Raw genomic sequence first — 20014 nt, 5'->3', positions numbered from 1 at the left:
CGCAATGTTTGCAAAACGTCAACGTTGGGATCAAGAAAAAAGAGGGAGTCCCTCTACGGGAACCGCTTCCGTTCGCGCCCGCTTCTTCTCGTCTGGACCGGCGAGAACCAACTTCATCCGCTTCGCGATATCTGCCTGATACTCGGCTTCGCGCTCGCAAAGGATGGCCGCGCATCCTTCCCAATACGCGGCGGCACCCGTGGTCCCGGTCCCGGCGAAGGGGTCCAGAACAACGCCGCCCTTTCGGCACACCAACCGAACAAGCCAGCGCATCAAGTCCACCGGCTTCACCGTTGGATGATTTGAGCCGAGCCGGTCGTCGCCATCGGCCTTCGCCGAATAGAAGAACCGGGCGGCGGAGCCTCCGGCATCGGTGTGACCGACAAACGCGTCCGTCCCCGCGAAGTCCCCGTATGCATTCGTTCCCTTCTTCGGGGTCTGCTTCTGTCCTGGCGTAGCCGGTGCGCTTTCAGGGAACATCGCCATGACTTCCGGCGAACCGTCCGTGATAACGTTAGCGGGAAATCTGCCTTGGGACGGGCGAGGGGCACCATCCTTGCCGAGGCCGGAGTTCGACTCGTTCCACGTACCGCCGCCGCCAGCGGACCCGCCCCATCCGGTGGCCTTCTCCGCCTCGATCTTGCAAGCCCGAACGTTGATGGCGCCGGTCCCCCAATACAGAAGGTTTTCCGCCACGGTGGCTTCGCGCATGCCGCCCTTGCCATCGGGCACCGCGCACGGCTTCCTTGCGATGCAAATAGGCTCTACGGCGGGTTTAAGGGCTGTTCCCCATCCATCCCATTCCATGGCCTCCGGGAGAATGGACGCGGAGACATCGCGGGAGTAGGCGGCGCGGGCCGCGTCCTTCCCGGTGTTGAGGTGACCGGAATTCCGCATGTCATTGGTGATTGTTTCCGACCCTATGACGTCGCCAATTATCCCGGCGCGGCGTCGGAAGGCGGCTTCAATGCGGCCCCGGATACCCTTGGACACCTTGCGTTTGTCCCGGCTCTTCGCCCATGCATTAAGCTTGGCGTAGCGGGTCCTTACCTCCGGGTGGACATCAAGCCATTCCTGAAACTTATGGGTCTCGATAGCCTTCGGCATATCGTGGGATTTCGGGAACCCGGTCCCGTAAAGCCACTGGCCCATATCCCGGATTTCAAATCCGGCGTCTTCGATAGCCACCGCCATCCGGTGATATGTCCGGGTCCCGGAGAAGGCGACAACGAAGCCGCCAGGCTTAAGAACGCGGAACACCTCTTGCCAGAACTCCACGGCAAAAGCCGTTTCCCCGGTGTCCCAATGTTTCCCCATGAAGCCAGCGGAGGCGCGGGAATAAGCCCCGGCGCTTCCCTCTTGTGGCACCGCTGGCGCCGCTGTAGCGGAGCCGAAGCGCTTGACGATGGACACCAGCGCATAAGGCGGATCTGTAACGGCCGCATCTACGCTGTTGTCCGGGATGTGCTTAAGGCTTTCCCGGCAGTCACCGGGCTTCAACACGACGCGCCCGTCTAAAAACGATTGATCCATGTTTAGAACAAGTCCCCTTGTTTCGGCGGCACCATTGGCTTCAACGGCTCCGGTTCCTGCTTCTTTGCGGGTGCGGCCCGCGTTTGCAAAACGTCAACACGATGGTCAAAGCAACGCCAGTTGCCCGGCTTCCCGTTCCGAAGCGACACATTGAACCCAAACGGCGCATGTGCGGCGCCGCAGACTTCGCAGGGGTGGAGGAAAGCGACGCTTCCACCCGGTATTTGCCTAAGCTTAGGCCTAGTGTCTTCCGGTGCAACCATTGATATTTACCGATATGCGTTGACATTTTGTAACCATATTCACGGTATGTTTGCAACCCTGTTCCGTCAACTTTTCTTCGGCTCCGGAAACAAATCTTGGATGGCTACGGGGACACCCTTGGCGGCCGCGATGCGGACAACCGCACGAACATACTTTTCCGGTATTGTTCCCCGCATCCCTTTGGCGCGGCGCTCCGGGTTGTCCCATCCTGATACCGTGGACCTATGGACATCAAGCAACCTGGCCAGTTCGGAGCGGGAGCCGGAAGCCAATATTTCGGTTATTCTGTCCAGTGGTGTGATATCAGCCAAAATGATAACCCGTGATATGAGATGATAAGAGTTGACAAAACCGAAAGTTTAATGCGAAGAATCACCCATTGCATTTTGCGTATTTTATTGGGGGGCAACAGCATGGCCTTAGAAAATTATAGATGGTTCGCCGAGAGACTCCGGGACAAGCGGATGACGCAACGCGCGCTTGCGAAACTGCTGGAAATGGATCCATCTTCGCTCTCTCTCCTTCTGCACGGGAAGCGGCGGATGCGGGTGGAGCAAGCCGCCGAAATCGCCAAGCTTCTCGGCGTCCCTGTTAATGAGGTCATGCGCCACGGTGGCGCCGATGTCCGCGAAGCGGTTGTGACCGCTCCGGCCACGCTCCCGATAGTGGGGTGGATAGATGGCGAGAACCGGGCGAAGCTGGATTGGAATTCCAAGGGGAGCCGGTGCGATATCCCCGGATATCCGCCAACGGCGGTCTGCCTTCAATGGCGCACTTCTCAAAACTCTGGTTCCCTTGTGGACGGCTGGATGTTGGTGACGACGCCGCCACGGGAGCCGGATGCGGAAGAGATGCTTGATAGGTTCTGCCTGGTCTGCATCAAAGACGGCGACGCCATGCTTAAGACGGTTCGCCGAGGCTACACGCCGGGTAAATACACTCTTCTTGATATGTTTTCGGAGCCGATGCACGACGTTGAGGTCGCGTGGTTCTCGCCGGTTCTGGCTATCCGGCCGAGCTAAAAAACTTCCTGAATATTTATTGTCAACTTTTATCATTACTGCGCATATCTTGTTGACACGTCCCGCTGAGGTTTGCATATTACAAACAATTGTTGATTTGCAAACGAGGTATAAGAGGACATGGGGCAAGCTGATTTTGCCGATTTTGGCCGAACCGACGATATTTCAAGTTCTGAAATTCCATCTATGAAAGCGGTTGTTTCCGTTGGCCGCCTTGTCCCTCGGGTGGTTCCGGAGAAGCCAGCGGATTCCCGCGAACTTACCGTGTCCGTCTGGCTCGGCTTCGCCCCGTGCGTGGCCGATGTTGTTGTTACCGGTGATGTCGTTGCCATCAAGCACGCCCGGCTTGAACCGAAGGCAAATCCGGGCCGCATCGGCTTAACCGACCGCGATCTGGACCGCGTGGCAATCGTCACCGGTTCCGGCGCCGTAAGTCTTCGTGACGCCATCAAGGCGCGCGCCAAAGAAGAGGCTTACGCATGACCCCGCGCAAAGGCCGCCACCAATACACCGAAGAAGCAGAATGGTTTTGGCCCCGCACCGAAGCCGGGTGGCACAAGCACCGGCGCGGTGACATCACTGCCACGGCGGCCGCGTCTCTCTTCGGGGTTTCCCCCTACATGACTCCCTTCGATATGTTCCACCGGATGGCGGGCACCATGGAGGTGGTGATTGAAGAGTCGGAGCGGATGCTTTGGGGTAAGCGTTTGCAAAATGCAATCGCCGAAGGCGTATGCGCCGACAACGGGTGGGAAATCGTAGACGGCTATGAATTCCTTTATGCCCGTTCGAAGCTCTATCCGGGCTGCGGAGCCTCGCCGGATTACATCATCAGGGACCCCGCGAACCCGGAACTCGGAGTCGGCGGCCTCGAAATCAAGAACGTTGATTTGTTCGTGGCGAAGGATGATTGGACCGATGAAGAGGCGCCCCCTCACATCGAATTCCAAGCTCAACACCAGATGATGGTTTGTGGCTTCCGCTGGAACGTCATCGCCGGACTCATCGGCGGCAACACGCCGAAGGTATTCCGCCGGGTCCGTGACGAAGAGGTGGTGGCGGAACTGGCAAAGCGTTGCGCCGAGATGCACGACCGCGTTCTGAGGAATGACCCGCCGACTCCTGACTACCTGGCGGACTATGAGACGATCCGCGCTCTCTATCGCAACGCTACCCCCACGAAGTCCTTTAGCTTGGATATCCCGGACCCGGACTCCGAACTGGACGCCGCCAAACTCCGGGAACTGATCCAAGCCAAGTATGACGCGGACATTGCCAAGAAGTTGGCGGAAGAAGACGCCAAGACGGCGGCCGCCGCGCTTCTCCACTACATCGGGGACACCGAAACCGTGTTTGGCGAAGACTGGAAGGTGTCCGCCACCACCACCCACAAAGACGCTTACACCGTTGAGTATAAGCCCACCAGCTACCGAAACCTTCGGGTATCCAAGCCGAAGCCAAAAGGATCAAAGAAATGAACGAATTGACAACCACAAGCCAGAACCGCAAGCCGCTTTCCGTGTTCTCGGACATGGCGTCCTTCGCTGATGCGCAACGCATGGCGAAAGCTCTTATTCATTCGGATCTTGTCCCCGTGGCGTATCGCGGCGAAGACAAGATGGGGAACGCCTTGATTGCGATGGATACCGCCAACCGGGTCGGCGTCTCCGCCATAGTGGTTATGCAGAACCTTCACATCATCGAAGGACGGCCGTCGTGGTCCTCTTCGTTCATCATTTCCGCGCTGAATTCATGCGGCCTCTTTTCGCCTATCCGCTTCAAGCTGGAAAAGCTCGGCGAACGGGAAGTGTCCTATGACGCCTGGGAAGGCGCGAAGGGTGAGCGCCGGAAGGTTACCCGGAAGATGCGGGTGAAGGATATGACCTGCATGGCCTACGCGGTGGAGAAGGACACCGGCGAAGTCCTGGAAGGTCCGGAAGTCTCCATTGCCATGGCCGTGGCCGAAGGCTGGTATACGAAGCCCGGATCGAAGTGGGTAACGATGCCCGACCTTATGATCCGCTACCGAGCCGCCGCCTTCTTCGGGCGCCTCTATGCTCCGCACGTCATGAACGGTATGCAGACCGCCGACGAAATCTCGGACGCCGTTGAAATCAAGGACATCACTCCGGACGCGGCCCAACAGGCTGCAGCGGGGACCGAAGAGGCGAAGCCAGCGGGCCGCCCCCGTGGCGTCCATGCCGCGATGAATGCGGGCAAGACCGCCGAGGAGGTGAAGCCACGCGGCCGGAAGAAGGCGGAGCCTCAAACCATCGAAGGTGAAGCCGAGGAGGTCAACGAACGCCAGGACGAAGAGCGAAGCTTTGCCGATGGCGTTGACAATTCGCAAACTATTGATGGTGACTACCGCAACGACGACACCTTCGGCGCCCCTGGCGATGACGAAGATGACGACTACACACCGGCGTGAATGACATGACCGAAGCAAAGATTGAAAAGCTCTTCACCCCCGCCGAGGTAGCCGACCGGCTCCGCGCTTCCCTCCCCACGCTGGCACGCTGGCGCGGGGAGGGGACCGGCCCCGCCTACATCAAGCGGCGCGGCCGCGTCTTCTACCGGGAAGACGATTTGGCGGCCTACGTGTCCGACAACTTGCGGACGAAGACGCGGGATTCCAACTAACCGTGCGGCGTCACCGGCGCCGCTAAAGTACCACCCTTTTTAGGCCGCCCCCATGAAGGAACGATTCATTCAAAAGCGGTTCAACCGGTCCAGCGTAAAGATCATTGAACAAGCGAACGGCATCATTGCAGCGTATCAGGCGCAAGGGTTCACCCTTACCCTTCGTCAGCTTTACTATCAGTTCGTTTCACGGGACATCATCCCGAACAAGCAAAGCGAATACAAGCGTCTCGGCTCCATCATCAACGACGCCAGGCTTGCCGGTCTGGTTGACTGGAACTCGATAGAGGACCGAACCCGCAACGTGCGCGGCGTCTCCACATGGGAGGATCCCGCCGAGGTCATCCGGTCCGCTCTTCACAGCTACCGTGAAGACCTTTGGAGAACCCAAAGCTTCCGGCCGGAAGTCTGGATTGAAAAGGACGCTCTTGTCGGTGTGGTGGAACCGGTTTGCCGCCGGTGGCGGGTCGATTACTTCGCGTGCCGTGGATACTCTTCGCAGTCCGAACAATACAGCGCTGGCAAGCGCTTCGCCGCGATGCGTGGCGAGGGTATCCGCCCGGTGGTCCTCCATCTCGGCGACCATGATCCAAGCGGCGTAGACATGACGCGGGACAACCGGGACCGCCTGGCCATGTTCGCCCGGCAAGGTGTGACCGTTAAGCGGCTTGCCCTCAACATGGATCAAATAGAACAGTACGACCCGCCACCGAACCCGGCGAAGGAAACGGACTCCCGCGCCGCTGGCTACATTGAGGAGTACGGCGACTCATCGTGGGAGCTTGATGCCCTTGAACCCACGGTAATTGACGCCCTCATTGAGGCGGCAATTACGAAGGACTTGGACCGCCAGGCGTGGGACCATGCAAAGACCGAAGAGGAGGAGCGGAAAGACCTTCTTCAAGCCACCTCGGATAATTGGGACGATGTTTCCGATATCGTTCGGAAGTCTCCGGACCAAATCGAACGGGTCGCCGAATTCGCGCGAGGTCTCGAATAATGGCCCGCGAGATATTCACCACACGCCTTGAGGTCACGGAACGGCACGACCGCGCCGTTGTGGCCAATTACGGGTTGCCATCGCGTCCAGTCATCATTCCCCTTGCCGGGGTAGACTTCGAACCGGACGGCGGCCGCTTCTACAAGGCCACGATGTCGCGGGAGACCGCCAAGGAATACAGGCTGGACATATGACGGTTCGCGATATCGACCACTTCGCGAACTGGCTAACGGACTGCGGCGCCGAGGTGTTGGAGCCGACGTCGGAATGGGAAATCTTGAGGGTCCGAACATCCTCCGGCCTTCTGGTAGTCCACCAGAACAGGAAGGGAATTCAAACGTGGCCTTCCTCCCTTCTGGATATCGCCCGGTCCTATAACGCCGGTATCAAGCTCGCCCTGGCGGCCACCAGGCGCCGCCGGAAGGCGTCTAAAACATATCAGGACTACGGCGCGCTTGTCCGGCGTGACGGTAACGGCTGCTTCTTCTGCTCCACCATCGTGGCGTCGCCTGAATCTCCGGTGCCTTCGGATTTCGCATGCACTGTTGAACACCTTGTTTGCATCGCCCACGGCGGTCCCGACCACCTGTCAAACAAGTTCCTGGCACATCGGAAATGCAATGAGATAGCCGGAAACCTGTCCGCCCCGGAGAAGATCAAGTTGCGGGAAAGGATGCGCGCGGAGAGATGCGGACAATGAGCAATTCCGAATACAACATGAGAGACCAAAAGACGGCCATGGCCGCATTAGACGAGGAGCGGCGGAACCGGGGGATGTCTCTCGGCGACATGGAAGAGCGGTCCGGCGTGTCCGTCAATTCCGTCTACGCGTGGCGGTCCTGCGCGAGGTCCCCGACGCTCTGCAACGCGGTAGCCATTGCCGAAACATTCGGCTTCGAAATCATCATGAGGAGGAAGACATAGATGCGTGCTTTTCTGCTTAAACTTTTGCGGTGGTCCAGCTTCATCACGTTCGCGTCGACCATCATGATTTTTCTGGTCTTTGCCATGGCCGGAGGCACCGCCATTCTGCTTTCAGTGTCCGGGTATGAACTCGGCTCCGCCGTCATGGCCGACGTGGCTACCGGACTCTTCGGTGCCTTCATCGTGGCTCTAGCGGGCTTCGTTCTGCTTTCCATCATCATCCGGCTCGCCCGCTTCGAAATCGAACCCTTCATAAGCTAGGCGTTGACGTTTTGCAAATAAAAAGGATCAAGAATATGAAAATTGAAAGGATGCGAACGACGGGGTTCTGGTATCTCGCCAGCCCGTATAGCCACCCCGAGCCGGAGGTTAGGGCGGCGCGCGCGGCGGCCGTTCTTCATGCCTCCGGTAAGCTTCTGGAAGCTGGCATCCACGTTTATTCGCCCATCCACGCCACCCATGCGGCCGCCGTGGAACATGAACTTCCGAAGGATCATGTTTTCTGGCTTGCCTTCAACAAGGCGTTTATTGATCCCGCCGTGGGTGTAGTGGTCGCCGGAATCGATGGGTGGACGGCTTCCGAAGGTGTCCGCCAGGAAATCACCTATGCGCAACAGGCGGGTAAGCCGGTCTATCTGCTGGACGATGACGGAACCCTCCGCGCCATCGGCATGCAAGACATCGTAGACTTCGCCGCCATCCGCGACTTCACGAATGACCTAGCCGGTATGTCTCCGGATCATATGGCGCGGGAACTTGAAGAAATCAGCGAGAAGATTGAGGGCGACACCGCTTGGCAAGAAGCGCTTGCGGCCGCTCTTCGTCAGTCACGCTTGAAAGGCGAGAGCCGATGACAAAGCTTCTTGATTACGTGGAGGAGGTCGCCACCCCGGAAGTTGCCGCATCGATCCGGAGGCTCCGGAGCGGCGAGGCGGGAACGCCTGGCGTCAAGATTATCCGGCACATCGCCCCACGCCAACCAGCGGAAGGCGGTGACGCATGAAGGGGATTTTCGCCGTCATCATTTGGTTTTCAATCGGTATGGGAGTTCAAGTCGCGTGGGTTAAGAACCACGGGAAAGAGCTTCCGGAAGATAGGTCGGTGCTATTCTTAGGCGCGGTTCTGTGGCCCGCGTATGTGGCCGTTGACATCTACCGCGCTGTTGGACACGCCCCCGCCAAGGAAGGCGGTGACGCATGAGCCGAGCCGAGCGGAAAGCCCTTGAAGTCCTCCGGGACCGCCAAGCCCGCTTCAAGGTGTCCGGATTGATGTCCGTCCACCTCGGAAGGAATACGGCGCAAACGCTACGGCAACTGGTGGGCGCCGGTCTCGTCGCCATCGAAGGCAACGCGCAACGCTTCGTCTACTCCATCACACCGGAAGGCAAAGCCGCGTTGGAAGGCGGTGGAGTATGAAGCCCGGCGAAGAACTCTCTATGGACGCAAGAGTCCTCATCACCGCGTGGTTCGGCTACGGTTCTAAAACATCCATGAAGGTGGGCGGCGACGGAGCGCAAAGCGTGATGACAGCACGGGCCACGGGCGCCATGAAAGAGCTTGTCGACGGCGGCTACGTCATCGCTTCGGAATTCAATCGCTTCGGCCGGATGCTCTACACCGGCACGGAAAAATGTGACGGACTCCGGCTATCCATGGCGAAGATGAAGAAGTTCGGCCGCTGGAGTCTTACGGAGCCGAACCCGGCGAGGAGAGGCGACCCGGAGGCAGTGAGATGAAGCCCGGCGACTTCTTCTATGAGGCTGGTCAAATCATATCTGGCATCGGGTCCGGTGGACTGTGCGCGTTTCTCTACCACGCCGAGATTGACAGACTCGGCGATTGGCTGGCGGAACGGTCACCACGGTTCAAGCGGTGGAGTCGGCGGTGACCGTCTACGTGGATCCGCCCGGCTACCGAATCGGCCGCCTCATCATGTGCCACATGGCGGCGGACACCCTGGCGGAGCTTCACGCCACGGCCGACTTCCTCGGCGTCCGCCGGTGGTTTCAGGACAAGCCCGGCGCACCTCATTACGACATCTGCAAAAGGAACCGTGCCCGCGCCATCGCGGCGGGAGCGGTCGAAGTCAACCGGCGGGTTCTCCTCGCCAAGGCAAAGGGATGCCAGCTATGAAACCCGGTGACGTTCTCTTCGAGGTTTGGGCCGAAGACGGAAACGGAAAAATCGCGTGGTCCGAATGGGTAGTTCGCTCGATCAGGAAAGGGACGGTTTACGCCACCCTTAAGGCTTCGTGGACGTGGGGGAAGAAGTCAAAGAAACACGGCGACTTCGGCTGGCTTGATCCTATTGGGCCAGAGTGGCGGGTTTCTTGGCCGGTGGATGGAGAGCCGCGTGGCCAGCTTGCCACCACCAGGCTTACCGCAATCAAAAAGGCGATAGCGCTTCAAAAAAGGTACGGCTCCCCGGATGACTACGCCGAGGCCGAAACCCATGCCAGCATCATCAAGCGACTCGAGACTATGTTGACGAAAGAGCGCGGCAAGAAGGCGCGCGCCAAGGCGAAATCCAAGCCCCCCGAAGATGTCCATACGTGAGAAAAATGGCCGGGGAGACCCGGCCATTCCATCACTTCTTCGGTTTCTCCGGGATCCGGGACCGCGCCGCCTCCGGGAGCATCAGGAAGACGCGGAGGAAGCTAAGGGCATAGTACGGCGGGTCAACGGCATCGTCTCGATCCGATAGCCAACGGTTCACGGTCATGACCGAAACGCCGAGAAGCCGGGAAAGCTTTGTCTGGCTCAATCGTGATTGATCGAACAGAAGCGCGAACTCGCGTTGGTTTTTATCGTTTGAGACGGTCATGGATTTCCCTTTCACCGTCTATATACATGGCGCATATCCGCGCGGCAATTACCGGATACTGCGAAGAGGGACAACGTTCCCGCCTCCGGTCATTATCGCCTTGACGTTATCGGCGGCGGTATCGGCGGCAATTTGGGCGGCACCCACCAGAAGGAAGGCGTAGCGCTTCGTTGTTGACGCTTCCATGTGGCCTAGTAGCTCGCCGACCTGCGATAGCTGCAGACCGCCAGACAAGCCCGCTGACGCGAAGAAGCGGCGGAGGTCGTGCCGGACTAGGTTTTCTATGTGGGCGGCCTTCATTAGCTCTGTCCATGGCTTCGACACGTTGACTAGGTGGGCACCCTTGCGGCGTCCCACGATGATGTAGGGGTTCCCTTCGACCTGCGGGATCGTGGCTAGGACATCCCGCGCCAGGCTGGACAACGGAACCACTTTCTCCCCGGTTTTTGAATCCGGAAGATGCAAGCCGTCATCCTTGACCCACTCCCACTTCGCGTTCTTGATTTCGCCGAGGCGGGCGCCAGTAAAGCATAGAAGCTCCACCAGGCCGATGAACCACGGCCGTTCTTTCCGCAACTTGTCCATGGCGATAAGAAGTCTAACGGCTTCATCGGCTTGCGGGTGTCTCCGCCGCTTCGTTTCCTTGTAGCGCTCCACGTCGACCGGGTTCGAGTTCTTTGGCCGCCACCCCCACGTCTCCGATAGGTTGAACGCTTTGTGAAGCATGGACATCACCCGGTTTGCCATGGTCGGCGTTTTCCGCATCTTGTGATGGAGGTCGGAGACTTGCGCCAAGGTGACATCAGCCACGGCAGTTTCCGGCTTCCAATGCTTAAGGATGTGGTTGTCGTAGGCGGCGGCGATTTCGTCCCGCCACGTCTTCTTGTTCTTCTGATCCGCGTGGCGCTCAAGGTGCCAATCCTTAAGCATCTGCATTGTGGCGCGGTTCGCCTTGTCTGACTTATCGGCGCCGGGGTCCTCGCCGTTGGCGACGCGTTGGAGTAGGGCGCGGGCTTGCTCCCGTGCCCCTGTCAGGGTCAATACACGTTCGTCACCGACCCGGTGATTTCGCTGCTTCCCGGTTCGTGTGCGGTAGTAGAGATAATATACCGCCTTCGTTTCGAGATAGCGGAGGCGGAGGCCGGGAACCTTTGGATCATTCCAAGATGTCCCCGGCTCCCCTTTCTTTAGAGGTTTATCGGACATGGCTTCCTTTCACGGGTTGATGCGGGCTAAACCCGCATCGGCATCAGAACAGCGAATTCACCAGTCGGTGACTCCGGCGTGGTAATAGTGATGGGGTCACCGGGTCCCTTGATGGCCAACTTGAGCTTCTTGGAACCGAACGCCTTCGCGATGCTGGCGAGGTAGTAAAGGTTGACGCCGAACGGCTCGAATGGTGCCGAGGCTTCACCAGGCGCGGAACCGGACAACTTCACTTCGCCGGGTGAATGAATTTGAAGGCTGAAACCGTGACCGTCCGCGTCCGTGATGCGAACCGCACGCGTGGAAATGGAGCCATGTGCCCCGGCGCCCCTGGCGATGGTAGCCAGCCGTTCGAACGGTTTTGCGTCAACGGTGGCAACGGCGTCGCCAAGAACCTTCGGGATGACCCGGCGCCAGTCCGGATAGGTGCCGTCGATGAGCTTCGACACCACTGTCCAGCCTTCGCGGGTGAATACGGCGTGGGATGGGAATCCGGCGTGCTTGTTCTTCATGTCCTCCGGCCATGCGTGGAAGTGGGCGAAGCACTGCGCGGGACCGATGATATCCAGGAGCGCTGAAACCGTTCCACGGGGAAGGATGGGCTTCGCGTCCCACTTTTTCAGAGGAGCCGGGGTCGCACCTTCGCGGACTGCGAGGCGGTGGCCATCGGTAGCAACAACGCGGAAGCGGTCGTCATCCACCTCAAAGCAGACGCCGTTTAGGTAGTACCGGGTCTCTTCCGTGGAGACCATTGGCATTACAAAGGCAACGGCGTGCTTGAAGACGCCTTCCGACATCGCGAAGGAACGGACCGGTTCGCCGGGCAAGCTGATTTGCGGAGCGTCTTCGATGTTGTTCGGGACGATTTCGGACCGCCAGGCGCCACAAGTGAAGGTCACGACATCATCGCTATCACCCTTGGCGATGGTGACGACGTCACCGTCCGCGCCGGACATGAAGGCCAGAAGGGTTTTCAGTGGGACGCACGTAGATCCGGAGCCGGTGGCCGGGATGGTGGCCGTCATCGCCTTATCAAGCCCGAAGTGGGACACCCGCATATAAAACTGGTCTAGTTCAATCGTCACGCAATTGAGGATGGGGATCCGAGGTCCAGCGATGTCCGCGTGCCGTGCCAAGGTGCGGAGCCGGGCGGTTAGCGCGCGGGCATCAACCGATCCGGAGATGGTGCCGGGTTTCAGCTTTGGGAGCTTCTTTGCGTTCTGTCTCTGCGACATCAGGGTTTCGCCTTCTTCATCATTGCGGACGCCGTGAAGGCGTAGGTGAGTAGCCAGATAATTCCAAAGATGCCGAGGCTAGGGCTTCCGCCCATGGCAGCAACGACTCCGGTGACACCGGCGGCCGCGAACAGCGAAACCGGGATGGCCTTAAGCGCGGCCTTATTGGCTGGACTGTTCCAGCGCTCTTTCATGCTCATTTCCGCTTGATCCTTTCAATCGCACCAATTCACCTTGCGGCCCTTCCGCCATTCCCTGGCGAAACCCTCCCGGAGCAATTGCGCCCCTATCTCTCTGTCGCCGACGTAGACGTTCACCAGAGGGCGGCCGAACTTATCATGGCCTTTCGCCGCTATCTTAGGCTCCTCGCCGTCCAGCAGTTCCCGGAGGCGATTTTTCGCCAGCTTGGCAAGGCGGCGTTCCTTCTGACATTTCCACGTCCGAAGCTCCGGCGTGTCTATGCCCACCTCATTGACGACCCCGGAGCCGAGGAGGCGGAGAAGTTGGCCGTCACATTTCAACGTGTCACCATCGGACACGGACAAGGTGGCGCAAAGGATAAGAGCGGATATCATACCGGGGAAACCTTCATCGCGCGGATAGCAGCGGCGATAACATCACGATGGTCGATGGCTCGCCTTCCGGGCGGATCATCTGGACCGTCCCAATGCATACTTACATTTATCGTCGCATGCTCCGCCATAGTGGCGGCTTCCTCAAGAACGGCGTCGCGCTGCATGTCAGCGGTGGCACTTCGACGCTTCGGACGGCGGTTCCACCAGTCGGCCGCTTCCTTCTTGCTTTCCATATCCGGACTTGTAGCGTGGCCGTGTTCACAACCGGCGGTCCAATTTGGGTGCTTAACCCACGACGCGTTTGCCCGGCGATATACGCCGGGTCCACCGCAGAACGGGCACGCTTTGAGCTTAGCCATCTAGACTTCCCCTGTATGCGCTACGCATATCGCCTTCTTGCTATACCGTCAAGCGGCGTGGTAGCTGACTGGTAGCAGATGGGTAGGAAGGCGTGATAATGACTAATATGGCCGGAAGTGCTAAGTCATTGATACTGATACGGTTTGATATCCATCGATTTCCACTGATAATAAAGGATCGCTGATTTGTAATCAGGGGGTCACGAGTTCGAACCTTGTCGGGGGCACCATTAAAATCAAGCATTTAGGTGCATCCTCTCCCCTTTGAAACTGCTCCGGGCTAATGTCTGCGGTAACAAAAGCAGAAAACCCGCCACAAGGGCGGGCTCTCTTTTGACGGTGGATCATTGCCTGAGAACCTAGGCAGATCGACGCGAACTGTGAAATCACCTTATTGGCACCTTGGCCCCTGGGGGTTCAATCGCGTTCCAGCAGACCGGGCGCGAAGCCGTCCCGCGTGGCCTCATCGAGTTGCCGGAACCTCCCATGACTTGCGCATCATTGCCACATCCTCGAAACCGGAAACGACAGCTTCCGCCTGGGGAACAGCTCTGCGCATGAACCCAAAACCACGAAGCAGAAAAACGCAGGAAATTGACCACGACGATCGATCCTGAAAGTCGGGTCAATTCTCGATGGCAATTTCCCGCAATCCCGGGTCGGCTCTCAGCAAATCAAAAATGCGCCAAAGGAACCATTGTGAACGCGTTCAAGGCAATAATGCCAATTGGCCGCTGGATCAGGCCGCTTTCTTGCGGCCCTTGGCTTTCGCGCCCGCCTTCTGACCAAGGCCCATTTCCTTTGCCAGGCGCGAACGCTCTTCGGCATAGGCCGGTGCAGTCATCGGGTAGCTGACAGGCAGCGACCACTTTTCGCGATACTCTTCCGGGGTGAGGGAGTGCGAGGCGTTCAGGTGGCGGCGGATGGATTTAAAGGACTTGCCGCATTCGAGGCAGGAGATGGATTCCGGCTTGACCGACTTCTTCACCGGGACTGCAGGCTCGGCGACGAAAGCGACAGGCGCTTCCGGCGTGTGGCCCAGTCCTGCAAGCGCACCATGTACAGACGAGATCAGATCGGTAAGAGCTGACTGCGGAACGACGTTCTTCTGAACATACGCGCATACGATATCAGCGGTCAGTGTGATCATCTCTTCGTTTTGGCCTTCGAGGTCTAGCAAGTCGGTCTCCTTGATTTCAGTCAAGTAGTTCCGTTTAAACGTCTGCAGTAGATCCGCAACCTCTTGCGGGTGTGACGAAAGGTCTTCTTTGGGATTGTTGGAAGACGGAGGCAGGGCTGACAAGACTTTCAGGGCGTTGGATGGCGGCGCCGTTTCGCCATCACGTTCTGTACATCTTTCTGTCACATTGGCCCGCTATATGAGTGACATCGGCATTGCTGATGAGCGCTGAATGAGTTCGCCGCTCGCAATCGCCGCCGTCGCTTTAGACTTTTGACCACGGATGTACTGGCACTGGTAGGTAAGCGATAATGAGGAAGGTCGGTGCGATTTCGCCCCGGCCTTTTTTATTGCCTCGCTACCGGAACGGGGCATTCAGGTATTCGGCTATGCCAGCTGCAGCTTGGTGGCCGCGTCTATCCTGCGTCCCCACGCTATGAAGTGCGGGTTGGCGAAATCCGCCTCGTGGGGCTGGTTGGTCTTCCCGTAGGTGAGGGGGTGCCCGTCCAGAGTGGTGGTTGCTCCACCGGCTGCTCGAAGCACCGCGTCGCCTGCCGCCGTATCCCATTCCATGGTCCGTCCGAACCGGGGGTAGACGTCGGCATCTCCCTCCGCCAGGAGGCAGAACTTGAGGGACGAACCGATTGACCGAGTCTCGGTGATGTTGGATGTCCGCAGAAAATCATCCGTCTCCGGCGTGTTGTGAGACCGGCTGGCAACCGCGATCGGAGAAGCCCCGACAGGACGGGCCTGTATCGGGCTGCGCTGAACGATCGAGAAGTCGGGACCGATCGTCAGCCGGCAGGCACCATGGCGGTCGCCGGAATATGCCACACCCAGCGCCGGCGCGTAGACAACGCCGGCAACAGGAACGCCACCCTCAATCAGCGCGATATTGACGGTGAACTCGCTGCGGCGCGCAATGAATTCCTTGGTTCCGTCGAGCGGGTCGACCAGGATGAAGCCCTGGTTTGAGATGCCTGGCACATGCCCGGCCGCGGCCGCTTCCTCCGCCACCACGGGAATATTCGGAAAGGCCTGCAGCAGGGCGTCCAGAATGATCCGCTCGGCGCACTCGTCCGCTTCCGTTACCGGAGAACAGTCGGCCTTGTAGCTCGTCGTTGGACCGTTCTCGTAGATCTGGAGGATAACTTCTCCCGCGTCGAGTGCGGCGCGTTCGAAGACGTCAAGCATCGTCGTCATGAATTTGCCACCGCCGCTCCAGAAGTTCCTGAATTTGCATCGCCGGCATCTCCCGCTGGGCTCCCGTTGACTTGAGGCGAAGCTCTGGCTTCTCCGAAGCTTCGCAGGCAGAAATGATGCCCGCGACGTTACAAATATCATCGGACAGGACACGCTTGTAGAGGCCCTTCGCCCCGCGTCGCGCACATTCTTCAAGCGGCCTATCGATACATACCTCGATAAACGCTCCCCGCTCGATCAGATCGCGAGCCAGCTGCTATCCTGCTTGTAACGCAAAATGAAGTTACAGCATCAAGCGGGGGACTTGCCCACTTGATGCTGTAAAAGTCGGGAGATGCTAACGTTTGCCGCCTGCCAGATGCTGCCGGCTGGCGTAAAGGGCAATGGCTGCCGCATTCGAAACGTTGAGGGATTTGATCGCGCCCGGCATGTCGAGACGTGCAAGTGCATTGACCGTTTCGCGCGTCTTTTGGCGCAGGCCCTTGCCTTCGGATCCCAGTACGAGTGCGATCTTCTCTCCGGCGAACGCGCCCTCCAGTGCCTGCGGTCCCTCCGAATCGAGTCCGATCGTCTGGAACCCCAGCCGTTGAAGCTCTTCCAGAGCCGTGGCCAGGTTGGTGACCTGGATGTAGGGGATGAGTTCCAGTGCGCCGGAGGCGGATTTTGCCAGGACGCCCGATTCGGTCGGGCTGTGTCTCTGTGTGGTGACAAGCGCGCCGGCGCCGAAGGCAACGGCTGACCGCATGATCGCGCCGACATTGTGGGGATCTGTCACCTGGTCGAGAACGAGCAGAAGCGGGCTTTCCTTCAGAGCCTCAAGTCTGCGCACCGGCAGCGGCCGTGTCTCCAGCATCACGCCCTGATGGATCGCGTCGGGGCCGAGCACCTTGTCGATGTCCTGCGGCGAGACGAATTCCACGGGGTAGGAGAGGGCGCCGGGATCGCCGATGTCCAGCCGCGCGAATGCGTTCTGGGTCACCGACAGCTTGATGATCGTGCGTTCCGGATTGTCGAGGGCCGCCCGCACGGTGTGCAGTCCATAAAGATGGACCTGGTCCGGCTGCAGCTGTGGCGGCTGCCATCCTGCCGCCTTCTCTCTCCTGCGAGGTGAAGGCGTTGGAATTTCACCGCGCTCGCGCTTGGCATCGCGAACGGCTCTGCGCAGGGTGGCGTAATGGCCGTCACGGCCGGACTTGTCGTTTTTGTCATTGTTGCTCATGCGGTCTTATAACCTTGGTGATGGCTGCGGCCTAGTCACTGGTGCCGGTACCTGCCAATCTGGCGTCAAATATTTTTTCGCGATTTTGGCGGAAAAGCTGTGTTGACAGACGGACATGAGGCCGTCATATACGCGGCGCAGTCGGAAGCCGAACCGCTTCGGACTGCGAGCTTGGTCTCACGATCCAGACGGAAAACTGGAGGGATGCCCGAGTGGTTAAAGGGGACGGACTGTAAATCCGTTGGCTCAGCCTACGTTGGTTCAAATCCAACTCCCTCCACCATTCCGTCTCTGGATCGTAAGGGCAGACCCGCGGGTATAGCTCAATGGTAGAGCAGCAGCCTTCCAAGCTGAATACACGGGTTCGATTCCCGTTACCCGCTCCAGTCTTTTCAATGACTTAGATTTTCCTCGTGTCACTCATGTCACCTCGTGTCACGGGCTCTATTTTTCCCGCTTTCCTACCCTTGCCTCGGCAACAAGCCGACTGGCCTCAAGACCATCCCCACGACTGTAGCGCCTCGTTGTTTTCGTCGTGGTGTGGGTGGCAAGATCCCGAGCAGCTTCGAGCGAACCTGTCGCCTCGACGGTCTCCGAAACAGCCCCAGCACGAGAATCCATAGACCAGACGTTCGACGGCACGCCGGCGGCATCTCTCACCTTCCGGAATTTCTCGGTGTACCGATTTTCCCAGTATGGCTTTCCGTGGTCCTCATCGATCACCACCGGGCCGATGTCGGGTATCCGGTAGGACTTCAGCGCTTCCGATACCAGCGGATAGCCATTCAGATCTCGCGCTACCGCGGCGCCGGTCTTGCTCGTCTTGAGCGTCAGGATCTTATCTTTTGATATATCCTTGGCCATGAGGCCACTCCAGCGGAACTCCCCACCTTCAGGCGGCGGCGCCCATTCACCGATCACATCGATTCGGCGGAGAGCCGTTTCGAACTTCACGGCCTCGACAAACCCGATAGACGGGCATTCCAACTCTGCACTTTTCTGCACGATCGCCAGGCACTGCTCATAGGTCATCGCGACCGTGCGCGGTGCGGGCTGCTCGAAGCGCATGTCCGACAGGATCAATCTCGCTTCAGCGCATCCAGGAAGCCGCTCACCGGCTCCGTAGGAGATTATCAGCCGGAGGAGCTTGATCGCGCCTGTGGCCCTCCTGTGGCCTTTCCCGCGCCATCTCGCGAACCATCGCTTGACGTCAGACGCGGTGAGGCCGGCGACATACCGATCCCCGATGTTTTTCGTCAGCACTCTCAGGCTGGGCTCATAGTCCCGGATCCTCGTGGAGTGCTTGACAGTATGCAGCGAACTCGTCGTGTCAGCCCGAAACATATCGATCAGCGACTTGAACGTGCCGTCGAACTTCTTCGGCGTCGTCAGGTCGACCAATTCTGCCTTCAGCTCCGCCGTGCGGCGCTGGCATTCTTCGGTTATTTCTTCGTCGGTGAGACCATCGGGGAGGCGAATAGCCGAGAGGGCGGCAGGTGAACCCTTTACCGCCCTCTTTGGATTCCAGTAGTGGATCCTCGTCCCGTCTCGATTGTCCCGGTACTGATAACCGGGTCTGTCAGTCCTCATCCCAGTTTTCCTTTCCGTATGGGGCACCATTGCCCGTTCGGATGATGGGCTGGACTGCGGATGTGTGGTCAATGCCGTCATGCTTGTGGATATCGGGGATAGCGGTAACAACCAGCGTTTTAATATCGATCTGGACCGCCATGCCCTGGCTCTTGGCTGCGCGGAAGATACGTTCCATGTCTGCCTGTCTGAAAGCGGCTCGCGTCATCCCTCACCCCTCCTTATGGCTGAGAGAGCGGAAGACATCGCGAGCGCGGCGGAGGTCTCCAATGGTAATCTTCGTGCTGCCGTACTCGGTGCCCCAATTTGTCTCGTGATCCTTCCACAAGCCATCAAGCTTCCCGGCGCGGACGGCGAACGGCGCCAGCGCCTCTCTCGCCTTCTGTAGTTCCGCATCAAGGGTGGAGGGAGCGCGACGGTTCCAGGCGGCTCCCGCATCCTCGACGGAGTTCTGGTACGGGCCTTCGCAGCCGCAATTGTCGCGGCCGTTGTCGCAGATGATCCAGAAGACACCGAGACCGTTGTTTTCAGGTTCTGCGTTCGGCTCACCACCACAGAACGGGCATGGCTTGAGTTCAACCGTCATAGCCGACCCTCCGGGGAAGGGGTGGACACAGCCGCCGTCGTCTGCGGCGATGGGTTTGCGGTATCTTCGAAAACGAAGTCCCATTCGTCGCAGAGGTACCCAATGGCTGCGCGGCAATCGGCGTCAAAAGACCTCCAGTCGCCGCGAATGACGCCGTTCTGGCTTTCCTCATGGCCGTAACGTTTCAGGAATTCTAGCGCGTCATCGTCGCTGGTGAAGGTCATTTCGGAATACTGCAAAGCGAGCAGCGCTCTTTCCCCGTCAGCAATACCGTTTCGAGCAATCGATATGTTGGCCTCGTCAACAGGCCCGCCGTCCGCAATGATCTGGTCTATACCCTTATCGAGTTCGTGCCGCTTGATGACCGCATAGATTTCCTCGATCACACGGGCGTCTTCGATCGCGCCGTCGAAAACCTCATCAGCGATCTTGCCCATAAGGTCGCGGCTCATGCCCGCCACATTCGGCTGGGGCGGCGCTGCGGCCGCAGCATCAATGCGAGCGCGGATCATCCCAGCGATCTTGTCGCGACGACGATCTGCCCCCGGCTCACGCGATGCATCGTCGCCTATCCCGAGGTAATTCAGGATCTCTCGCGCTGTATCGGTGTCATCGACAGTCCAGTCGCCCCACTCCACATTCGGTTGGGGTGA

At 58.9% G+C, this 20014-nt stretch carries 31 protein-coding genes and 2 tRNA genes; 17 read left to right on the top strand and 16 right to left on the bottom strand.

Annotation, left to right across the window (positions count from 1 at the left end; all coding sequences use genetic code 11):
• Nucleotides 1-30: 30 nt before the first annotated feature.
• Nucleotides 31-1533 carry a DNA methyltransferase gene (locus LH464_RS04220; RefSeq protein ID WP_226785123.1) on the bottom strand — a complete coding sequence of 501 codons (1503 nt, stop codon included), beginning with the start codon at nucleotides 1531-1533 and terminating at the stop codon, nucleotides 31-33.
• Nucleotides 1534-1862: 329 nt separating this feature from the next.
• Nucleotides 1863-2108, bottom strand: coding sequence for a helix-turn-helix domain containing protein (locus LH464_RS04215; protein ID WP_226785122.1), 246 nt, complete (start codon nucleotides 2106-2108; stop codon nucleotides 1863-1865).
• A 51-nt stretch (nucleotides 2109-2159) separates the two neighbouring features.
• On the opposite strand from LH464_RS04215, the gene LH464_RS04210 reads away from it, so the two are divergent.
• The 15 genes from LH464_RS04210 (at nucleotide 2160) to LH464_RS04140 (ending at nucleotide 9940) form a co-directional block, all read left to right on the top strand.
• Nucleotides 2160-2819 carry a helix-turn-helix domain-containing protein gene (locus LH464_RS04210; RefSeq protein ID WP_226785121.1) on the top strand — a complete coding sequence of 220 codons (660 nt, stop codon included), beginning with the start codon at nucleotides 2160-2162 and terminating at the stop codon, nucleotides 2817-2819.
• A 186-nt stretch (nucleotides 2820-3005) separates the two neighbouring features.
• On the top strand, nucleotides 3006-3302 hold the full coding sequence (locus LH464_RS04205; protein WP_226785120.1) for a hypothetical protein: 297 nt from the start codon (nucleotides 3006-3008) through the stop codon (nucleotides 3300-3302).
• Nucleotides 3299-4297 carry a YqaJ viral recombinase family nuclease gene (locus LH464_RS04200; protein WP_226785119.1) on the top strand — a complete coding sequence of 333 codons (999 nt, stop codon included), beginning with the start codon at nucleotides 3299-3301 and terminating at the stop codon, nucleotides 4295-4297. Before LH464_RS04205 ends, LH464_RS04200 begins: the two co-directional genes overlap by 4 nt.
• Entirely contained in the window at nucleotides 4294-5250 is a 957-nt protein-coding gene (locus LH464_RS04195) for a recombinase RecT (RefSeq protein ID WP_226785118.1), read from the top strand. The genes LH464_RS04200 and LH464_RS04195 overlap by 4 nt, the downstream gene beginning before the upstream one ends.
• A 5-nt stretch (nucleotides 5251-5255) precedes the next feature.
• Nucleotides 5256-5462 carry a helix-turn-helix transcriptional regulator gene (locus LH464_RS04190; RefSeq protein ID WP_226785117.1) on the top strand — a complete coding sequence of 69 codons (207 nt, stop codon included), beginning with the start codon at nucleotides 5256-5258 and terminating at the stop codon, nucleotides 5460-5462.
• A gap of 52 nt (nucleotides 5463-5514) precedes the next feature.
• On the top strand, nucleotides 5515-6462 hold the full coding sequence (locus LH464_RS04185; RefSeq protein WP_226785116.1) for a hypothetical protein: 948 nt from the start codon (nucleotides 5515-5517) through the stop codon (nucleotides 6460-6462).
• Entirely contained in the window at nucleotides 6462-6656 is a 195-nt protein-coding gene (locus LH464_RS04180) for a hypothetical protein (RefSeq protein ID WP_226785115.1), read from the top strand. Before LH464_RS04185 ends, LH464_RS04180 begins: the two co-directional genes overlap by 1 nt.
• A 502-nt stretch (nucleotides 6657-7158) precedes the next feature.
• A complete protein-coding gene (locus LH464_RS04175) occupies nucleotides 7159-7386 on the top strand; it encodes a helix-turn-helix domain-containing protein (RefSeq protein WP_226785114.1) in 228 nt (75 codons plus the stop codon).
• Nucleotides 7387-7647 carry a hypothetical protein gene (locus LH464_RS04170; RefSeq protein ID WP_226785113.1) on the top strand — a complete coding sequence of 87 codons (261 nt, stop codon included), beginning with the start codon at nucleotides 7387-7389 and terminating at the stop codon, nucleotides 7645-7647.
• A 35-nt stretch (nucleotides 7648-7682) separates the two neighbouring features.
• The gene (locus LH464_RS04165; protein ID WP_226785112.1) at nucleotides 7683-8240 is read left to right on the top strand and encodes a DUF1937 family protein; all 558 of its coding nucleotides are present in this window, start codon (nucleotides 7683-7685) and stop codon (nucleotides 8238-8240) included.
• A complete protein-coding gene (locus LH464_RS04160) occupies nucleotides 8237-8389 on the top strand; it encodes a hypothetical protein (RefSeq protein WP_226785111.1) in 153 nt (50 codons plus the stop codon). The genes LH464_RS04165 and LH464_RS04160 overlap by 4 nt, the downstream gene beginning before the upstream one ends.
• A gap of 193 nt (nucleotides 8390-8582) precedes the next feature.
• A complete protein-coding gene (locus LH464_RS04155; protein WP_226785110.1) occupies nucleotides 8583-8801 on the top strand; it encodes a hypothetical protein in 219 nt (72 codons plus the stop codon).
• Nucleotides 8798-9121, top strand: a complete 324-nt coding sequence (locus tag LH464_RS04150) for a hypothetical protein (protein ID WP_226785109.1) — start codon at nucleotides 8798-8800, stop codon at nucleotides 9119-9121. Before LH464_RS04155 ends, LH464_RS04150 begins: the two co-directional genes overlap by 4 nt.
• Nucleotides 9122-9269: 148 nt before the next feature.
• Nucleotides 9270-9518: a DUF4031 domain-containing protein gene (locus LH464_RS04145; RefSeq protein ID WP_226785108.1), complete on the top strand. Its 249-nt coding sequence runs from the start codon at nucleotides 9270-9272 to the stop codon at nucleotides 9516-9518.
• On the top strand, nucleotides 9515-9940 hold the full coding sequence (locus LH464_RS04140) for a hypothetical protein (RefSeq protein WP_226785107.1): 426 nt from the start codon (nucleotides 9515-9517) through the stop codon (nucleotides 9938-9940). Before LH464_RS04145 ends, LH464_RS04140 begins: the two co-directional genes overlap by 4 nt.
• A gap of 31 nt (nucleotides 9941-9971) precedes the next feature.
• Here the strand turns inward: LH464_RS04140 and LH464_RS04135 are convergent, their stop codons facing one another.
• The 10 genes from LH464_RS04135 to rlmB all read right to left on the bottom strand — a co-directional run bounded on the left by LH464_RS04135 (nucleotide 9972) and on the right by rlmB (nucleotide 17185).
• Nucleotides 9972-10208, bottom strand: coding sequence for a helix-turn-helix domain-containing protein (locus tag LH464_RS04135; RefSeq protein ID WP_226785106.1), 237 nt, complete (start codon nucleotides 10206-10208; stop codon nucleotides 9972-9974).
• 48 nt (nucleotides 10209-10256) lie between these two features.
• Nucleotides 10257-11414, bottom strand: coding sequence for a tyrosine-type recombinase/integrase (locus tag LH464_RS04130; RefSeq protein WP_226785105.1), 1158 nt, complete (start codon nucleotides 11412-11414; stop codon nucleotides 10257-10259).
• Nucleotides 11415-11440: 26 nt separating this feature from the next.
• Nucleotides 11441-12649 carry a DNA polymerase III subunit beta gene (locus LH464_RS04125; protein WP_226785104.1) on the bottom strand — a complete coding sequence of 403 codons (1209 nt, stop codon included), beginning with the start codon at nucleotides 12647-12649 and terminating at the stop codon, nucleotides 11441-11443.
• A complete protein-coding gene (locus tag LH464_RS04120) occupies nucleotides 12649-12849 on the bottom strand; it encodes a hypothetical protein (RefSeq protein WP_226785103.1) in 201 nt (66 codons plus the stop codon). Before LH464_RS04120 ends, LH464_RS04125 begins: the two co-directional genes overlap by 1 nt.
• A gap of 15 nt (nucleotides 12850-12864) precedes the next feature.
• A complete protein-coding gene (locus LH464_RS04115; protein WP_226785102.1) occupies nucleotides 12865-13224 on the bottom strand; it encodes a thermonuclease family protein in 360 nt (119 codons plus the stop codon).
• Entirely contained in the window at nucleotides 13221-13583 is a 363-nt protein-coding gene (locus LH464_RS04110; protein ID WP_226785101.1) for a Lar family restriction alleviation protein, read from the bottom strand. Before LH464_RS04110 ends, LH464_RS04115 begins: the two co-directional genes overlap by 4 nt.
• A gap of 739 nt (nucleotides 13584-14322) precedes the next feature.
• The gene (locus tag LH464_RS04100; RefSeq protein ID WP_226785349.1) at nucleotides 14323-14733 is read right to left on the bottom strand and encodes a MucR family transcriptional regulator; all 411 of its coding nucleotides are present in this window, start codon (nucleotides 14731-14733) and stop codon (nucleotides 14323-14325) included.
• 417 nt (nucleotides 14734-15150) lie between these two features.
• On the bottom strand, nucleotides 15151-15966 hold the full coding sequence (gene cysQ / locus LH464_RS04095; protein ID WP_226785100.1) for a 3'(2'),5'-bisphosphate nucleotidase CysQ: 816 nt from the start codon (nucleotides 15964-15966) through the stop codon (nucleotides 15151-15153).
• Nucleotides 15950-16207: an adenylyl-sulfate kinase gene (locus LH464_RS24775; RefSeq protein WP_390624921.1), complete on the bottom strand. Its 258-nt coding sequence runs from the start codon at nucleotides 16205-16207 to the stop codon at nucleotides 15950-15952. The genes cysQ and LH464_RS24775 overlap by 17 nt, the downstream gene beginning before the upstream one ends.
• Nucleotides 16208-16303: 96 nt before the next feature.
• Entirely contained in the window at nucleotides 16304-17185 is an 882-nt protein-coding gene (gene rlmB, locus LH464_RS04085; RefSeq protein ID WP_226785099.1) for a 23S rRNA (guanosine(2251)-2'-O)-methyltransferase RlmB, read from the bottom strand.
• Nucleotides 17186-17383: 198 nt separating this feature from the next.
• On the opposite strand from rlmB, the gene LH464_RS04080 reads away from it, so the two are divergent.
• Both LH464_RS04080 and LH464_RS04075 read left to right on the top strand, forming a co-directional pair.
• A tRNA-Tyr gene (locus LH464_RS04080) sits at nucleotides 17384-17468 on the top strand.
• Nucleotides 17469-17497: 29 nt separating this feature from the next.
• Nucleotides 17498-17571: transfer RNA gene (locus LH464_RS04075), tRNA-Gly, on the top strand.
• A 58-nt stretch (nucleotides 17572-17629) separates the two neighbouring features.
• Here LH464_RS04075 and LH464_RS04070 read toward each other — a convergent pair.
• The 4 genes from LH464_RS04070 to LH464_RS04055 all read right to left on the bottom strand — a co-directional run.
• The gene (locus LH464_RS04070; protein ID WP_226785098.1) at nucleotides 17630-18775 is read right to left on the bottom strand and encodes a hypothetical protein; all 1146 of its coding nucleotides are present in this window, start codon (nucleotides 18773-18775) and stop codon (nucleotides 17630-17632) included.
• On the bottom strand, nucleotides 18765-18983 hold the full coding sequence (locus LH464_RS04065; RefSeq protein ID WP_226785097.1) for a hypothetical protein: 219 nt from the start codon (nucleotides 18981-18983) through the stop codon (nucleotides 18765-18767). Before LH464_RS04065 ends, LH464_RS04070 begins: the two co-directional genes overlap by 11 nt.
• A gap of 3 nt (nucleotides 18984-18986) precedes the next feature.
• Nucleotides 18987-19361, bottom strand: a complete 375-nt coding sequence (locus LH464_RS04060) for a Lar family restriction alleviation protein (RefSeq protein ID WP_226785096.1) — start codon at nucleotides 19359-19361, stop codon at nucleotides 18987-18989.
• A partial coding sequence (locus LH464_RS04055; protein WP_226785095.1) for a hypothetical protein occupies nucleotides 19358-20014 on the bottom strand: 657 nt, incomplete at its 5' end. The genes LH464_RS04055 and LH464_RS04060, both read right to left, overlap by 4 nt.

Origin of the sequence: Pseudorhizobium xiangyangii (assembly GCF_020531965.1) — a bacterium.
Taxonomy (GTDB): domain Bacteria; phylum Pseudomonadota; class Alphaproteobacteria; order Rhizobiales; family Rhizobiaceae; genus Neorhizobium; species Neorhizobium xiangyangii.
The sequence above is the reverse complement of the archived record's forward strand: the minus strand, read 5'-3'. Positions and strand labels throughout refer to the sequence as shown.

What these genes read in the sequence shown, in the direction of transcription:
- LH464_RS04220 (WP_226785123.1), bottom strand. Translation starts at nt 1,533, where the DNA reads ATGGATCAATCGTTTTTAGACGGGCGCGTCGTGTTGAAGCCCGGTGAC.
- LH464_RS04210 (WP_226785121.1), top strand. Translation starts at nt 2,160, where the DNA reads ATGCGAAGAATCACCCATTGCATTTTGCGTATTTTATTGGGGGGCAAC.
- LH464_RS04205 (WP_226785120.1), top strand. Translation starts at nt 3,006, where the DNA reads ATGAAAGCGGTTGTTTCCGTTGGCCGCCTTGTCCCTCGGGTGGTTCCG.
- LH464_RS04200 (WP_226785119.1), top strand. Translation starts at nt 3,299, where the DNA reads ATGACCCCGCGCAAAGGCCGCCACCAATACACCGAAGAAGCAGAATGG.
- LH464_RS04195 (WP_226785118.1), top strand. Translation starts at nt 4,294, where the DNA reads ATGAACGAATTGACAACCACAAGCCAGAACCGCAAGCCGCTTTCCGTG.
- LH464_RS04190 (WP_226785117.1), top strand. Translation starts at nt 5,256, where the DNA reads ATGACCGAAGCAAAGATTGAAAAGCTCTTCACCCCCGCCGAGGTAGCC.
- LH464_RS04185 (WP_226785116.1), top strand. Translation starts at nt 5,515, where the DNA reads ATGAAGGAACGATTCATTCAAAAGCGGTTCAACCGGTCCAGCGTAAAG.
- LH464_RS04180 (WP_226785115.1), top strand. Translation starts at nt 6,462, where the DNA reads ATGGCCCGCGAGATATTCACCACACGCCTTGAGGTCACGGAACGGCAC.
- LH464_RS04175 (WP_226785114.1), top strand. Translation starts at nt 7,159, where the DNA reads ATGAGCAATTCCGAATACAACATGAGAGACCAAAAGACGGCCATGGCC.
- LH464_RS04170 (WP_226785113.1), top strand. Translation starts at nt 7,387, where the DNA reads ATGCGTGCTTTTCTGCTTAAACTTTTGCGGTGGTCCAGCTTCATCACG.
- LH464_RS04165 (WP_226785112.1), top strand. Translation starts at nt 7,683, where the DNA reads ATGAAAATTGAAAGGATGCGAACGACGGGGTTCTGGTATCTCGCCAGC.
- LH464_RS04160 (WP_226785111.1), top strand. Translation starts at nt 8,237, where the DNA reads ATGACAAAGCTTCTTGATTACGTGGAGGAGGTCGCCACCCCGGAAGTT.
- LH464_RS04155 (WP_226785110.1), top strand. Translation starts at nt 8,583, where the DNA reads ATGAGCCGAGCCGAGCGGAAAGCCCTTGAAGTCCTCCGGGACCGCCAA.
- LH464_RS04150 (WP_226785109.1), top strand. Translation starts at nt 8,798, where the DNA reads ATGAAGCCCGGCGAAGAACTCTCTATGGACGCAAGAGTCCTCATCACC.
- LH464_RS04140 (WP_226785107.1), top strand. Translation starts at nt 9,515, where the DNA reads ATGAAACCCGGTGACGTTCTCTTCGAGGTTTGGGCCGAAGACGGAAAC.
- LH464_RS04135 (WP_226785106.1), bottom strand. Translation starts at nt 10,208, where the DNA reads ATGACCGTCTCAAACGATAAAAACCAACGCGAGTTCGCGCTTCTGTTC.
- LH464_RS04130 (WP_226785105.1), bottom strand. Translation starts at nt 11,414, where the DNA reads ATGTCCGATAAACCTCTAAAGAAAGGGGAGCCGGGGACATCTTGGAAT.
- LH464_RS04125 (WP_226785104.1), bottom strand. Translation starts at nt 12,649, where the DNA reads ATGTCGCAGAGACAGAACGCAAAGAAGCTCCCAAAGCTGAAACCCGGC.
- LH464_RS04120 (WP_226785103.1), bottom strand. Translation starts at nt 12,849, where the DNA reads ATGAGCATGAAAGAGCGCTGGAACAGTCCAGCCAATAAGGCCGCGCTT.
- LH464_RS04115 (WP_226785102.1), bottom strand. Translation starts at nt 13,224, where the DNA reads ATGATATCCGCTCTTATCCTTTGCGCCACCTTGTCCGTGTCCGATGGT.
- LH464_RS04110 (WP_226785101.1), bottom strand. Translation starts at nt 13,583, where the DNA reads ATGGCTAAGCTCAAAGCGTGCCCGTTCTGCGGTGGACCCGGCGTATAT.
- LH464_RS04100 (WP_226785349.1), bottom strand. Translation starts at nt 14,733, where the DNA reads ATGATCACACTGACCGCTGATATCGTATGCGCGTATGTTCAGAAGAAC.
- cysQ (WP_226785100.1), bottom strand. Translation starts at nt 15,966, where the DNA reads ATGACGACGATGCTTGACGTCTTCGAACGCGCCGCACTCGACGCGGGA.
- rlmB (WP_226785099.1), bottom strand. Translation starts at nt 17,185, where the DNA reads ATGAGCAACAATGACAAAAACGACAAGTCCGGCCGTGACGGCCATTAC.
- LH464_RS04070 (WP_226785098.1), bottom strand. Translation starts at nt 18,775, where the DNA reads ATGAGGACTGACAGACCCGGTTATCAGTACCGGGACAATCGAGACGGG.
- LH464_RS04065 (WP_226785097.1), bottom strand. Translation starts at nt 18,983, where the DNA reads ATGACGCGAGCCGCTTTCAGACAGGCAGACATGGAACGTATCTTCCGC.
- LH464_RS04060 (WP_226785096.1), bottom strand. Translation starts at nt 19,361, where the DNA reads ATGACGGTTGAACTCAAGCCATGCCCGTTCTGTGGTGGTGAGCCGAAC.